A 13,309-nucleotide genomic window follows, 5' to 3' on the forward strand; every position below is an offset into this window, starting at 1 on the left:
TGCTTTTTTTGCCAAGTTATTGATGCAGGAGTGCTTTTCTGCGTCTACGCTGAGGTTGGATCCAACGATTCCGTGAATTCATCCTTTATTTTTTTTGCAATGAGGTGCCCATGAGTCAGGCGTTTCTCCCCTTCTCTCGCCCGAGTATCGGCGATGAGGAAATTGCCGCCGTAGAGCAGGTGTTGCGCTCGGGCTGGATCACGACGGGGCCGAAAAACCAGGCACTCGAAGAGCAGTTTGCGCAGTATGTCGGTTGCAAGCACGCGGTAGCCTTGTCTTCGGCCACCGGCGGCATGCACATCACGCTGCTGGCCCTGGGCATCGGCCCGGGCGACGAAGTCATCACCCCGTCGCAGACCTGGGTCTCGACCGCCAACATGATCTCCCTGCTGGGCGCCAAACCGGTGTTCGTCGATGTCGACCGCGACACGCTGATGACCGACGCTGCGCGCATCGAAGCGGCCATCACCCCGCGGACCAAGGCAATCATTCCGGTGCACTATGCCGGCGCAGCGTTCGATCTCGATCCGCTGTATGCCTTGGCCGACAAGCACGGCATCCCGGTCATCGAAGACGCCGCCCACGCTGCCGGCACCCGCTACAAGGGACGTCACGTCGGCTCGCAAGGCACGGCGATCTTCTCGTTCCATGCGATCAAGAACATGACCTGTGCCGAAGGCGCGATGTTCGTCACTGACGACGAAGCCCTCGCCAGCCGTGTGCGCATGCTCAAATTCCACGGCCTGGGCGTCGACGCCTATGACCGTCTGACCGGTGGCCGCAAGCCGCAGGCGCAAGTGATGGAGCCCGGTTTCAAGTACAACCTGGCCGACGTCAACGCCGCGATTGCCCTGGTGCAACTGCAACGTCTGGACGAAATCAACGCCCGTCGCACCGAACTGGCCACGAGCTATCTGCAGAAGTTCGAAGGCTTGCCAGTGCAACCGCTGGCCCTGCCCGACTACGCCCAGCAACACGCCTGGCACCTGTTCATCCTGCGCATCGACAGCGAGCGCTGCGGCATGGATCGCGAAGCCTTCATGAAAGCTTTGCAGGATCAAGGCATCGGTACCGGTATCCATTTCATTGCCACCCACCTGCACACCTGGTATCGCCAGCGTGACCCCGACCTCTACCTGCCCAACACCGAATGGAACTCGGCGCGGCTGTGCTCGATTCCGCTGTTCCCCGACATGACCGATCAAGACCTTGACCGTGTTGTCGGTGCCATCGCACAAATCATGGAAAAACGCCTGTGAAACCTTATCCAATCCGCAGTGTGTCGATCGTCATCCCGGTCTACAACGAGCAGGAAAGCCTGCCCGAGCTGCTGCGTCGTACCGAGGCGGCCTGCCGCCAGTTGCATCACGACTTCGAAATCGTGCTGGTCGACGACGGCAGCCGCGACGAATCGGCGAACATGCTCGAAGAAGCCGCCGGGCGTGAAAACAGCCCGTTCGTGGCGGTCATTCTCAACCGCAACTATGGTCAGCACGCCGCGATCATGGCCGGTTTCGAACAGTGCAAGGGCGACGTGGTCATCACCATCGACGCCGACCTGCAGAACCCGCCTGAAGAAATCCCACGGTTGGTGGCCGAAGCCGAAAAAGGTTACGACGTGGTCGGGACCGTGCGCGGCAATCGTCAGGACTCGGCGCTGCGCCGGTATCCGTCGAAGCTGATCAACCTTGCCGTGCAGCGCTCCACCGGCGTTGCCATGAGCGACTACGGCTGCATGCTGCGCGCCTACCGCCGCAACATCATCGACGCGATGCTCGCCTGCCGTGAGCGCAGCACGTTCATCCCGATCCTGGCCAACAGCTTCGCCCGTCATACCACCGAAATCGTCGTGGCCCACGCCGAGCGTGAACACGGTGACTCGAAATACAGCCCGATGCGCCTGATCAACCTGATGTTCGATCTGGTCACCTGCATGACCACCACCCCGCTGCGCTTGCTCAGCATCGTCGGCTTCGCCATGGCCGGTCTGGGTGTGCTGTTCGCCGTCGCACTGATCATTCTGCGTCTGGCGTTCGGTGCCGGCTGGGCGGGTGGCGGTACCTTCGTACTGTTCGCAGTACTGTTCGTGTTCACCGGTGGCCAGTTCATCGGCATGGGGCTGCTGGGTGAATACCTGGGCCGCATGTACAGCGATGTGCGCGCCCGTCCGCGTTTCTTCATCGAAAAGGTGTTGCGCAGCCAGCCGGCCGATCCGGCCCCTGCCGTCACCGTTGATGGTCTTTCTTCTACCGCTAATTCTTCCACTTCCGATCAGGTTCTCTCATGAGTGCAAAAACTGTTGTCTTCGCCTACCACGATATTGGCTGCGCCGGCATTGAAGCCCTGCTCAACAGCGGCTTTGACATTGCAGCAGTGTTCACTCACGCCGATGATCCGAAAGAAAACGCGTTCTATGCGTCGGTTGCACAACTGTGCGCGAACAAAGGCATTCCGGTACACGCGCCGGAAGACGCCAACCACCCACTGTGGATCGAGCGCATCGCCAAGCTGGACCCGGAGTACATTTTCTCCTTCTACTACCGCAACCTGCTGAGCGAGCCACTGCTGGCCCTGGCGAAAAAAGGCGCGTTCAACCTGCACGGTTCGCTGTTGCCACGTTATCGCGGTCGCGCTCCGGCAAACTGGGTGCTGGTCAACGGCGAAACCGAAACCGGCGTCACCCTGCACCGTATGGTCAAGCGCGCTGATGCTGGCGCGATCGTTGCCCAGCAACGCGTGGCCATCGAGCGCAGCGACACCGGTCTGACCCTGCACGCCAAATTGCGCACAGCCGCCAGCGACCTGCTGCGCGACACCCTGCCGAACATGCTGCAAGGCAAGATCACTGAAACCCCGCAAGACGAATCCAAAGCCACCGTGTTCGGTCGCCGCACCCCAGCGGACGGCAAACTGGTCTGGGCCAAACCGGCCGAAGAACTGTTCAACCTGGTGCGCGCCGTCACCCGTCCTTACCCGGGCGCCTTCTGCGCCGTGGGCGAGCACAAACTGATCGTCTGGAGCGCCGAAGTCGTCAAGGGCAACGAAGGCCAGGCGCCAGGTCGCGTGATCAGCGTCGATCCGCTGCGCATTGCCTGCGGTCAAGACTCGCTGGTAATCAACGCCGGTCAGCGCAACGACAACGGTCTGTACCTCAGCGGCCCGCAACTGGCCAACGAACTGGGTCTGGTGGATGGCTCGTTGCTGCGCGGCGCCGAATCCGGTCGTGCGCCACGTCGTACTCGCGTACTGATCCTGGGCGTCAACGGTTTCATCGGTAACCACCTGTCCGAGCGCCTGCTGCGTGACGACCGCTACGAAGTCTACGGCCTGGACATCGGCTCCGACGCCATCGAGCGTCTGCGCAGCCACCCGAACTTCCACTTCGTCGAAGGCGACATCAGCATTCACTCCGAGTGGATCGAGTACCACATCAAGAAGTGCGACGTGGTCCTGCCGCTGGTGGCCATCGCCACCCCGATCGAATACACCCGCAACCCACTGCGCGTATTCGAGCTGGACTTCGAAGAAAACCTGAAACTGGTTCGCTACTGCGTCAAGTACAACAAGCGCGTGATCTTCCCGTCGACTTCGGAAGTCTATGGCATGTGCCAGGACAAGAACTTCGACGAAGACAGCTCGAACCTGATCGTCGGCCCGATCAACAAGCAGCGCTGGATCTACTCGGTCTCCAAACAACTGCTGGACCGCGTGATCTGGGCTTACGGCGCCAAAGGCCTGAACTTCACCCTGTTCCGTCCGTTCAACTGGATGGGCCCGCGTCTGGACCGTCTGGATTCGGCGCGTATCGGCAGCTCCCGCGCCATCACCCAACTGATTCTGAACCTGGTGGAAGGCACGCCGATCCGTCTGTTCGACGGTGGCGAGCAGAAGCGTTGCTTCACCGACATCGCTGACGGCGTCGAGGCGCTGGCGCGGATCATCGACAACGACAACGATGTCTGCAACGGCCAGATCATCAACATCGGCAACCCGGACAACGAAGCCAGCATCCGTCAGTTGGGCGAAGAGCTGCTGCGTCAGTTCGAAGCGCACCCGCTGCGTCACAACTTCCCTCCGTTCGCCGGTTTCCGCGACGTGGAAAGCAAGGCGTTCTACGGTGCCGGTTACCAGGACGTGGAACACCGCAAGCCAAGCATCGCCAACGCCAAGCGCCTGTTGAACTGGGAGCCGACCGTGGAAATGCGCGAGACCATCGGCAACACCCTGGACTTCTTCCTGCGTGAAGCCATGCTCGAAATCGCGGACAAGAAGTAATGCAGGCAGGTCTTCGTATCGATGTCGACACCTACCGTGGCACCCGTGAAGGTGTGCCGCGGCTGCTGGAGATGCTCGACGAGGCGCAGGTCAAGGCAACGTTTTTCTTCAGTGTCGGCCCGGACAACATGGGTCGACATCTGTGGCGCCTGATCCGCCCGCAGTTCCTCTGGAAAATGCTGCGCTCCAACGCTGCCGGCCTCTACGGCTGGGACATTTTGCTGGCCGGCACTGCCTGGCCCGGCAAACCGATTGGCCGTGATCTCGGGCACCTGATGCGTCAGGCCCGGGACGCCGGTCACGAAGTCGGCCTGCACGCCTGGGATCACCATGGCTGGCAGGCCAACGCCGGGCGTTGGAGCGATGCCCAACTGATCGAACAGATTCGTCAGGGCGTCGACACGTTGAGCGACATCCTCGGAGAAAAGATCCAGTGTTCGGCCGCCGCCGGTTGGCGTGCGGACGAGCGCGTGATCGAGGCCAAACAGGCCTTCGGCTTTCGCTACAACAGCGATTGCCGCGGGCAGAGCCTGTTCCGTCCGTTGCTGGCGGACGGCACGCCGGGGACTCCGCAGATTCCGGTGGACCTGCCGACCTTCGACGAAGTCGTCGGCCCGCACGTGGTGGCGAAGGACTTCAACGCCTTCATCCTCGACCGGTTCCAGGCGCAAGCACTCAACGTCTACACCATTCATGCCGAAGTAGAAGGGATTCTGATGGCTCAGGATTTTCGTCAATTGCTGGCTGATGCACGCCAGCGCAACATTGACTTCAAACCCTTGGGCGACTTGTTGCCCGAGTTCTTCAACACCCTGCCTGTGGGCCGTGTGCAACGCGGCGTGCTCGAAGGCCGTGAAGGCTGGCTGGGAGTGCAAGGCGCATGACCAGACGCTGGGCACTGCCGCTGTTGATCGGCCTCTGTCTGCTGGCCTATCTGTTGCCGTTGCACACCCATGGCCTGTGGATCCCCGACGAAACCCGCTACGCACAGATCAGCCAGGACATGCTGCTCAGTGGCAACTGGGTATCGCCGCATTTCATGGGGCTGCGTTATTTCGAGAAACCGATTGCCGGCTACTGGATGATTGCCATCGGCCAGGAATTGTTCGGGCAGAACCTGTTCGGCGTGCGCTTCGCGTCGGCCCTCAGCACCATTTTGAGTGTGCTGCTGGCCTACCTGGTCGCGCGCAGGCTATGGAACGATCCGCGCAAGAGCTTCGTCTGCGCCCTGCTCTACATGAGCTTCACGGTCGTCGCCGGCCAGGCCGGATACGCCAACCTTGATCCGCAATTCACCTTCTGGGTCAACCTGAGCCTGGTGGCGCTGTGGTTTGCGCTCGACGGCCGCAGCACCGGGCAACGTCTGGGCGCCTGGGCGGTGTTGGGGCTGGCCTGCGGCATGGGTTTCATGACCAAGGGCTTTCTCGCCTGGTTGTTGCCGGTATTGATCGCATTGCCGTGGATGCTCTGGCAGAAACGCTGGCGCGAGCTGCTGGTGTTCGGTCCGGTGGCGATTGCCATCGCGATCATCGTCAGCTTGCCGTGGGCACTGGCGGTGCACGCGCAGGAGCCGGATTACTGGCGGTTCTTCTTTTGGCACGAACACATCCGCCGCTTTGCCGGTGACGATGCGCAGCACGATGCACCGTGGTGGTTTTACCTGCCGCTGCTGGTGGCGTTCAGCCTGCCGTGGGTCGGTCTGTTGCCGACCGCGTTCAAGCAAGCCTGGCAAACCCGTGCCCAGCCGAAAATGGTCTTCCTGCTGTTGTGGCTGTGGCTGCCGTTGGGCTTTTTCAGCCTGAGCAACGGCAAACTGCCGACCTACATCCTGCCGTGCCTGCTGCCGTTGGCACTGCTGCTGGGCAATGCGCTGGCTGATCGCCTGCGTCTTGAACAAGGTCGGGCGCTGGGGATCAACGGTCTGCTGAACCTGCTGCTGGGTGTGGTCACGCTGATCGCACTGGTTTACCTGCAATTGAACAAACCGGTGTACGACCACGAACTGCACAGCATGGTGCTGGTGTTCATCGCCCTGATCGGCTGGATCATCGCCAACCTCGCGCAAGCGTTCCTGCCGCTGCAATGCTGGGCGGCGCCGGCGCTGGGCAGTCTGTTGCTGGCCGGGATCCTGCCGGCGGCATTGCCCAAGTCGGTGGTGGCCAACAAGACCCCGGATCAGTTCGTCCGTCATCACGTCACTGAACTGTCCGGCGCTACGCATCTGCTGAGCAACGATCTGGGCGCGGCGGCGGCACTGGCCTGGCGCATGAAACAACCGGAGGTCGCACTGTACAACACGGTCGGCGAACTCAAGTACGGTCTTTCCTACCCGGAAGGCGCTGAACGCCGACTCACCAAGGACAACGTTCAACAATGGGTACGCGAAGCGCGCCGCAGCGGATCGGTCGGTGTGCTGATGCGCGTCAAGGGCCAGGACGAGCTCGAAGAGCTGGACTTGCTGCCCAAGGACGGTACCCGTTACGAATCGGGCAATCTGGTGATCATGGTGCTGCCCAAGGATCCGTCATGAGCTGGTTGCTGTTACTGACGGCGTGTCTGCTGACGTGCCTGGGGCAAGTCGCGCAGAAATTCGCCGTGGAGAGCTGGCGCGGCGTTGATTCGTCCTGGGTCGACAAACTGCGTTCGCCATGGTTGTGGCTGGCGCTGGTTTCTCTCGGCAGCGGGCTGCTGGTGTGGCTGCTGGTGTTGCAACGTCTTGAAGTGGGCATCGCTTACCCGATGCTCAGCCTCAACTTCGTGCTGATCACCCTGATTGCCCGCTTCGTCTTTCGCGAGCCCATCGACCGCCAGCATTGGCTGGGCGTGGTGCTGGTGATCGGCGGCGTGGTTTTGCTGGGGCAACAGTCATGAACAAGGCACGTGGTATCGGTTTCGCCCTCGCCAGCGTGGGGTTGGTCAGCAGTGCCCAACTGGGCATGCGCTGGAGCATGACGCGCCTGCCGCAACCGGAACAATGGCTGACGGCGCTGAGCGCCGGCAGTGTCGATCTGTCGGCACTGGCGGTGGTGCTGGTGGCAATTTTCGCCTACGCCCTGTCGATGCTCTGCTGGCTCGCGGCATTGCGCGATCTGCCGCTGGGCCGGGCTTATTCACTATTGAGCATCAGCTACGCGCTGGTGTACCTGCTGGCGGCCAGTCTGCCGCTGTTCAACGAATCGTTCAGTTTCACTAAATCGCTGGGCGTGGCACTGGTCATGCTCGGGGTCATCACTATTAACACTCGTCCGTCTCGTGCGCCCGAATTCAGGAGTGCTCCATGAAAATCACAGTATTTGGTAGCGGTTATGTTGGCCTGGTGCAGGCCGCCGTGTTGGCCGAAGTCGGTCACGACGTCGTGTGCATGGACATCGATCAGAAGAAAGTCGAACTGCTGCGCCAAGGTCACGTCAGTATCTTTGAACCGGGCCTGTCGAGCCTGGTACGCGAAGGTCTGGACTCCAGCCGCCTGCATTTCACGTCCGATGAAAAACTTGCCGTACAACACGGTCGCGTCGCGTTCATCGCCGTGGGCACACCGTCCAGTGAAGACGGTTCGGCCGATCTGAAATACGTGCTGTCGGTGGGTGACGCCGTGGCGCGCCACCGTGAGCAGCCGCTGATCCTGGTGGAGAAATCCACCGTGCCGGTCGGCACCGGCGACACCCTGCGTGCACACATTCAAGCCGCGCTGGACAAGGCCGGTCGTGAGCTGCAGTTCGATATCGTGTCCAACCCGGAATTCCTCAAGGAAGGTTCGGCGGTGTCCGACTGCCGTCGTCCGGACCGCATCGTCATCGGCTGCGAAGGTGACGAAGTGCGCGACGTGATGCGCGACCTGTACTCGCCGTTCAACCGCAACCACGACCGCATCATGTTCATGGATCTGCGCAGCGCCGAGCTGACCAAATACGCCGCCAACTGCATGCTGGCGACCAAGATCAGCTTCATCAACCAGATCGCCGAACTGGCCGAACACCTGGGCGCCGACATCGAGTCTGTCCGTCAGGGCATCGGTGCCGACACGCGCATCGGTTACCACTTTATCTACCCGGGCTGCGGTTATGGCGGTTCGTGCTTCCCGAAAGACATGCGCGCGCTGATCCACAGTGCCGAACAGGCGCATTGCTCCAGCGACCTGCTGCAAGCGGTCGAGGCGATCAACGAGCGGCAGAAGCACAAGCTGTTCGACCGCATCAATGCGTTCTACAAAGGTGATCTGCGCGGCAAGACCTTCGCCCTGTGGGGCCTGGCGTTCAAGCCGAACACCGACGACATGCGCGATGCGCCGAGCCGCGTGCTGCTCGATTCGCTGTTCGCCGCTGGCGCCAGCGTTCGCGCGTTCGACCCGGAAGCGATGCAGGAAACCCAGCATCTGTATCCGAACGAAGAAAAACTGATGCTGATGGGCACCCCGGAATCGGTGCTGTCGGGTTCCGATGCGCTGATCATCTGCACCGAATGGCAGCAGTTCAAGGCGCCGGATTTCGACCTGATCGAGCAGCGCCTGAAAGCCCCGGTGATCTTCGACGGCCGCAACCTGTACGACGCCGAACGTCTGGCGCGCAATGGCTTCAAGTACTTCCCGATCGGCCGTGGTGATTCGCGCAAACTGCCGATCCCGCTGCAACAGTGGCCTAACAAAGCGGACGTCGCTTGATCACGTTGTCGCCTGTCATCCGCCGGCAGTCCCTGATCGCAGGGCTGCTGGCGCTGTTGCTGTTCATAGCCGGGGTTTACGGACAGGCTCCCATTGGCTTCGATTCAAGGTTCGTACTGTTTGCCCAGGAAATGTTGCGACACGGGCCGACCGTATTCCCGACCACTTACGGTCAACCTTACGCCGACTATTCAGCGCTCTCGACGCTGTTCATCTGGTTGTTGTCGTTGCCCTTCGGCGCGATCAACACCCTGACGGCATGGCTGCCAAGCGCGATTGCCGGCGGCGTGATCGTGACGTTGATGTATCGCTTGCTGGCGGTGCATTCGCAGCGTTGGGCGTTGATCAGCATTGCGCTGTTGATGCTCACCAGCACCTTCGTCACCGAAGTGCGCGCCGTGTCGCAAGACCTGATGCTCGCCGCCGTGGCGCTGTCGGTGTTTTACCTGGGCTACGCGCACGACCATTTCGGCTCGCGCCGTCGCTGGCCGCTGATCTTTATCCTGTTGTTGCTGGGCTTCGGTATTCGCGGGCCCATCGGCCTGGTGGTGCCGACCGGTATGCTCTGCAGTTACTACTTGCTCAACCGCGAGTGGAAACGGCTTTTCGTGTTCGGTGTGCTGGCGTCGATCCTGCTCGCTGCATGCGTCGGCCTGCTGTTGTGGCTGGCTAAACTCAGCGGTGGCGAGGCATTCCTGCAAGACGTGATTCGTATGCAGTTCATGGGGCGCATGGACGGCAGCGAAGGCGTCAGCGGTTCGCTGTATTACTTCACCAGCTCCATGGGCAATTACGCACTGGCGTATCCGCTGGCGATACTGGCGTTGGCCGCGACCTGGCTGAGCAAGCCGCATCAGCGCGGGCCGGCCTTGCGTCTGGTGCAATACTGCGCGGCCGCCGGGCTGATCGTCATGGTCGGTCTGTCGATTCCACAGGCGAAGAAGGCGCGTTACCTGCTGCCGATGTTGCCAATGGCGGCGATCATCGCGGCGTACCCGTTCCAGGTGCTGCACGGTCGAGTGTTCCGCGTATTGCGTGGGGTAATTCAAGGCATTTGGCTGGTGACGCCGGGGCTATTGATGGTGGCCCTGCTGGTTGCCAAGCGCCGCTTTCCCGAGCAACTCGACGGCATCACCCTGGTGCTGATCGTGCTCGGCGTTCTGCAATTGCTCGCGTTGTCGCGTCTGATGATCCCGCGCTGGCGTGCCGAAGTGCTGGCGCTGTGTTCGGTATTGGCGTTGTGGACGGTGTATGCCGCGGTGTTCGAACCGGTAGAGCGACGTCTGTACGACACGCAGGCGTTCAGTCGCGCCGCCTTCGCGCAGGTGCAGCAGAACCCGGCACCGCTGGTGCTGCACGGCATGGGCAAAGACGCCAAGGCGATCAAGTTCATGGTCAACGTCGAGCAGGATCTGCAACCGCAATTCACCGAAACAGTCCAGCAACTCGAAGCCCTCAAGGGCCCGGCCTGGCTGATGATGGACAGCAAGGACCTGCAATCGCTACAGGGCACCCCGCTGGCCGGCTTGCAACCGGTTGTCACGGGCAGTTTCGACAAGAACGATTACGTGCTGCTGTACCTGAAGCCCTTGTAGACCTTGTCGAAGGCTGCGATCTTCTGATTTTGGATCGCAGCCAGCGACAGCGCCTACAGGGATTTCTTGACCATGAGTTTTGTTGTACGCCGGGCGCGGCAGAATGATGCCGCCGCCCTCCCCGCCATCGAACGCTCGGCCGCCGAGCTGTTTCGCACCGATCCAACCCTCGCCTGGCTTGCCGACACCGACGTGGCAAGCGCCGCGCAACACCGCCAAGCCATCGACAATGCCCACGTCTGGGTCGCCGAAACCACCTCGGCGCAACTCGCAGGGTTTATCCGCGCGCTGGATTTCGACAACTTGCTGCACATTGAAGAACTGTCGGTCAGCCTCGCGTTTCAGGGACAGGGCGTGGGTCGTCAACTGCTGCTGGCCGCGATTGAACATGCCCGCTGCGAGCAAATGCGCGCGGTGACCCTGACCACGTTTCGCGACGTGCCGTGGAATGCGCCTTTTTATCAGCGGATGGGGTTTGTGGAAGTCGCACCCGGTGAGCACGAAGCGCATTTGCTCGATGCTCTGCAGAAAGAAATCGAACAGGGTTTTGCCGCCGAGCGACGCTGCGCCATGCACCTGATATTGCCCTGACAGGACAAATCCCTTGTAGGAGCGAGCCTGCTCGCGATAGCGTCCTGTCAGTCAACTGGGTTGGCGCCTGACACTCGGTATTCGCGAGCAGGCTCGCTCCCACAAGGTTTCTCATCATAAAAATAAGGACATTTGCACTGCCGTGGCCACCTACTCCCGCCTGATCCGCCGACTGATGATCACCTCGCTGAGCATCGTCATCAGCCGTGCCCTGATCAGTCCGCTGCTGACCTTGTTTCTCAGCAACAAACTCGGCCTCAACCCACAGGATGTCGGTCTGCTGTTGGGCATCGCCGTGTTCAGTGCCACGCTGTTGTCGCTGTACGGCGGCTACATCATCGATCGCCTCGACAAGCGTCAGCTGTTGATCCTGACCATGCTTTCCAGCGGTGTCGGCCTGATGCTGCTGACCTTCGCGCAGAATCTGTACTTGGTCACGCTGGTGCTGATCATCAGTGAAACGGCGTCGGCGTTGTTCCTGATCTGCTCCAAAGCGATGCTCAGTGAAAACCTGCCGGTCGGCCAGCGGGTCAAGGCGTTTTCACTGAACTACACGCTGACCAATATTGGCTACGCCGTGGGCCCGATGATCGGCGTGGTGATTGCCGGCGTTCAGCCTTCAGCGCCGTTTATTGTCGCGGGGCTGATTGCCGCCGGCAGCGTTTTCCTGCTTATGGGCGTGTCCCGCGAGGCCAGTCCGCTGTCGCAGGTCAGCCAACCGCAGAGTTTCCTGAACACCCTGATCATCCTGAAAAACGACCGCACGATGATCCTGTTCACCTTTGGTTGCCTGCTCAGCACGCTGGTTCACGGGCGCTTCACCCTGTACCTGTCGCAGTACCTGCTGGTGACCCACACGCAGGACCAGACACTCGACACCATGGCCGCCCTGCTCGCCTGCAACGCGATCACGGTGATCCTGCTGCAGTACCAGATCGGGCGATTCCTCAAACGTGAGCACCTGCGCTACTGGATTGCCGGCGGCACCGCGTTGTTCATCGTCGGTCTGATCGGCTTCAGCCTGGCCGACAGTCTGGTCGGCTGGTGCGTGGCGATGTTCATCTTCACCCTCGGCGAGATGATCATTTACCCGGCGGATTTCCTCTTCGTCGACACCCTGGCCCCGGAAGAATTGCGCGGCAGTTATTACGGCGCACAGAACCTCGCGGCGTTAGGCGGCGCGCTGAGTCCGGTGATGTGCGGGTTCCTGTTGATGCACACGCCGGCGCCGAGTATGTTCTACGCCTTGAGCGCTTTGGCGGCACTGGGTGGGTATTTGTGTTTTGTCAGTGGACGCCGCGTGGCGACAATTCAAAAATAATGCACTGAAGCAGCATTTATATGAATTTGTCAGCATCGACTTTGCACGGCACACTGTACGCGTTCCTCCCCCAATAGTTGGAACGCTTCGAGGACTTTCCGAAACGGACAAGTCCTTTTTTTTGCCTCGAATTTACTGCAAGGACCCGATGTACATGCTCGCTCGCTGGTTGCCCGCCGCCATCAACACTCGCCCCACCGAATGGAGCCGCGCCGCGATCGGCATGGCGCTGGGCACCTTGTTCAGCGTCTGGGCGTGCAGTCAGGTGTTCGGCATCGAGGTCGCGTATCACCTGATCGGGCCGTTGGGCGCCTCAGCGGTGTTGCTGTTTGCCGTCTCTTCGGGCGCCCTCGCTCAACCGTGGTCGATCATCGGCGGCTACCTGTGCGCCAGCGTTGTCGCGTTGCTGGTCGCCCACGTGTTCGGTCGCACCCTGGGCAGCGCCTGTCTGGCGGCGGGCATCGCGCTGATTCTGATGTGCTGGCTACGTTGCCTGCACCCACCCGCCGGCGCCCTGGCGTTGACGCTGGTACTGGCCGATCCGGCCACCATCGCCATGGACTGGAAAGCCATGGAACCGGTGATGCTCGCCGCCGCATGCATGCTGCTCAGCGCGCTGGCCTACAACAACCTGACGCGCATCCGCTACCCGAAGCGCCCGGCCGAACCTGCGCCGCTGCTGGCTCCCGTCGACAGCCAGTCAATAACCGCCGAAGATTTGAAACGGGCACTGGCCGACATGGAAGCCTTTATCGACGTCACCCCCGAAGACCTCGAACAATTGATTCATGCCAGCGAGCTGCATGCCAAACGCCGCAGCATCGGCGAAGTCTTCACCCGATAACCACCTGCATCATTGTGGCGAGGGAG

General features: G+C 61.2%; 12 protein-coding genes. All 12 read left to right on the forward strand.

Annotated elements, in window-relative coordinates:
* The first annotated feature begins 110 nt into the window (after nt 1–110).
* Nucleotides 111–1,259 (forward strand): UDP-4-amino-4-deoxy-L-arabinose aminotransferase, encoded by a 1,149-nt coding sequence (gene arnB, locus JFU48_RS22530; RefSeq protein WP_103483385.1) that lies wholly within the window; start codon nt 111–113, stop codon nt 1,257–1,259.
* On the forward strand, nt 1,256–2,287 hold the full coding sequence (gene arnC, locus JFU48_RS22535) for an undecaprenyl-phosphate 4-deoxy-4-formamido-L-arabinose transferase (RefSeq protein WP_201137718.1): 1,032 nt from the start codon (nt 1,256–1,258) through the stop codon (nt 2,285–2,287). Before arnB ends, arnC begins: the two co-directional genes overlap by 4 nt.
* The gene (arnA, locus tag JFU48_RS22540; RefSeq protein ID WP_003224731.1) at nt 2,284–4,275 is read left to right on the forward strand and encodes a bifunctional UDP-4-amino-4-deoxy-L-arabinose formyltransferase/UDP-glucuronic acid oxidase ArnA; all 1,992 of its coding nucleotides are present in this window, start codon (nt 2,284–2,286) and stop codon (nt 4,273–4,275) included. The genes arnC and arnA overlap by 4 nt, the downstream gene beginning before the upstream one ends.
* The gene (arnD, locus tag JFU48_RS22545) at nt 4,275–5,159 is read left to right on the forward strand and encodes a 4-deoxy-4-formamido-L-arabinose-phosphoundecaprenol deformylase (protein ID WP_201137719.1); all 885 of its coding nucleotides are present in this window, start codon (nt 4,275–4,277) and stop codon (nt 5,157–5,159) included. Before arnA ends, arnD begins: the two co-directional genes overlap by 1 nt.
* The gene (arnT, locus tag JFU48_RS22550) at nt 5,156–6,805 is read left to right on the forward strand and encodes a lipid IV(A) 4-amino-4-deoxy-L-arabinosyltransferase (RefSeq protein ID WP_103519789.1); all 1,650 of its coding nucleotides are present in this window, start codon (nt 5,156–5,158) and stop codon (nt 6,803–6,805) included. The genes arnD and arnT overlap by 4 nt, the downstream gene beginning before the upstream one ends.
* Entirely contained in the window at nt 6,802–7,146 is a 345-nt protein-coding gene (arnE, locus tag JFU48_RS22555) for a 4-amino-4-deoxy-L-arabinose-phosphoundecaprenol flippase subunit ArnE (protein ID WP_201137720.1), read from the forward strand. Before arnT ends, arnE begins: the two co-directional genes overlap by 4 nt.
* A complete protein-coding gene (gene arnF / locus JFU48_RS22560; RefSeq protein ID WP_003224724.1) occupies nt 7,143–7,556 on the forward strand; it encodes a 4-amino-4-deoxy-L-arabinose-phosphoundecaprenol flippase subunit ArnF in 414 nt (137 codons plus the stop codon). Before arnE ends, arnF begins: the two co-directional genes overlap by 4 nt.
* A complete protein-coding gene (locus JFU48_RS22565) occupies nt 7,553–8,932 on the forward strand; it encodes a UDP-glucose dehydrogenase family protein (protein ID WP_003224722.1) in 1,380 nt (459 codons plus the stop codon). Before arnF ends, JFU48_RS22565 begins: the two co-directional genes overlap by 4 nt.
* Nucleotides 8,929–10,527: an ArnT family glycosyltransferase gene (locus JFU48_RS22570; protein ID WP_201137721.1), complete on the forward strand. Its 1,599-nt coding sequence runs from the start codon at nt 8,929–8,931 to the stop codon at nt 10,525–10,527. The genes JFU48_RS22565 and JFU48_RS22570 overlap by 4 nt, the downstream gene beginning before the upstream one ends.
* Before the next feature lie 72 nt (nt 10,528–10,599).
* Complete coding sequence (locus JFU48_RS22575) at nt 10,600–11,118, forward strand: GNAT family N-acetyltransferase (RefSeq protein ID WP_201137722.1); 519 nt, start codon at nt 10,600–10,602, stop codon at nt 11,116–11,118.
* A gap of 142 nt (nt 11,119–11,260) precedes the next feature.
* Complete coding sequence (locus tag JFU48_RS22580) at nt 11,261–12,439, forward strand: MFS transporter (RefSeq protein WP_201137723.1); 1,179 nt, start codon at nt 11,261–11,263, stop codon at nt 12,437–12,439.
* Between the two features lie 154 nt (nt 12,440–12,593).
* A complete protein-coding gene (locus JFU48_RS22585) occupies nt 12,594–13,283 on the forward strand; it encodes an HPP family protein (protein WP_201137724.1) in 690 nt (229 codons plus the stop codon).
* Nucleotides 13,284–13,309: the final 26 nt, after the last annotated feature.

This window comes from Pseudomonas sp. TH49 (assembly GCF_016650625.1).
In the GTDB taxonomy this organism is placed as follows: Bacteria; Pseudomonadota; Gammaproteobacteria; order Pseudomonadales; family Pseudomonadaceae; genus Aquipseudomonas; species Aquipseudomonas fluorescens_H.

Excerpts from the sequence above, each read along its gene's own strand:
- arnB (WP_103483385.1), top strand. The coding sequence starts at position 111 with ATGAGTCAGGCGTTTCTCCCCTTCTCTCGCCCGAGTATCGGCGATGAG.
- arnA (WP_003224731.1), top strand. The coding sequence starts at position 2,284 with ATGAGTGCAAAAACTGTTGTCTTCGCCTACCACGATATTGGCTGCGCC.
- arnD (WP_201137719.1), top strand. The coding sequence starts at position 4,275 with ATGCAGGCAGGTCTTCGTATCGATGTCGACACCTACCGTGGCACCCGT.
- arnT (WP_103519789.1), top strand. The coding sequence starts at position 5,156 with ATGACCAGACGCTGGGCACTGCCGCTGTTGATCGGCCTCTGTCTGCTG.
- arnE (WP_201137720.1), top strand. The coding sequence starts at position 6,802 with ATGAGCTGGTTGCTGTTACTGACGGCGTGTCTGCTGACGTGCCTGGGG.
- arnF (WP_003224724.1), top strand. The coding sequence starts at position 7,143 with ATGAACAAGGCACGTGGTATCGGTTTCGCCCTCGCCAGCGTGGGGTTG.
- JFU48_RS22565 (WP_003224722.1), top strand. The coding sequence starts at position 7,553 with ATGAAAATCACAGTATTTGGTAGCGGTTATGTTGGCCTGGTGCAGGCC.
- JFU48_RS22575 (WP_201137722.1), top strand. The coding sequence starts at position 10,600 with ATGAGTTTTGTTGTACGCCGGGCGCGGCAGAATGATGCCGCCGCCCTC.
- JFU48_RS22585 (WP_201137724.1), top strand. The coding sequence starts at position 12,594 with ATGCTCGCTCGCTGGTTGCCCGCCGCCATCAACACTCGCCCCACCGAA.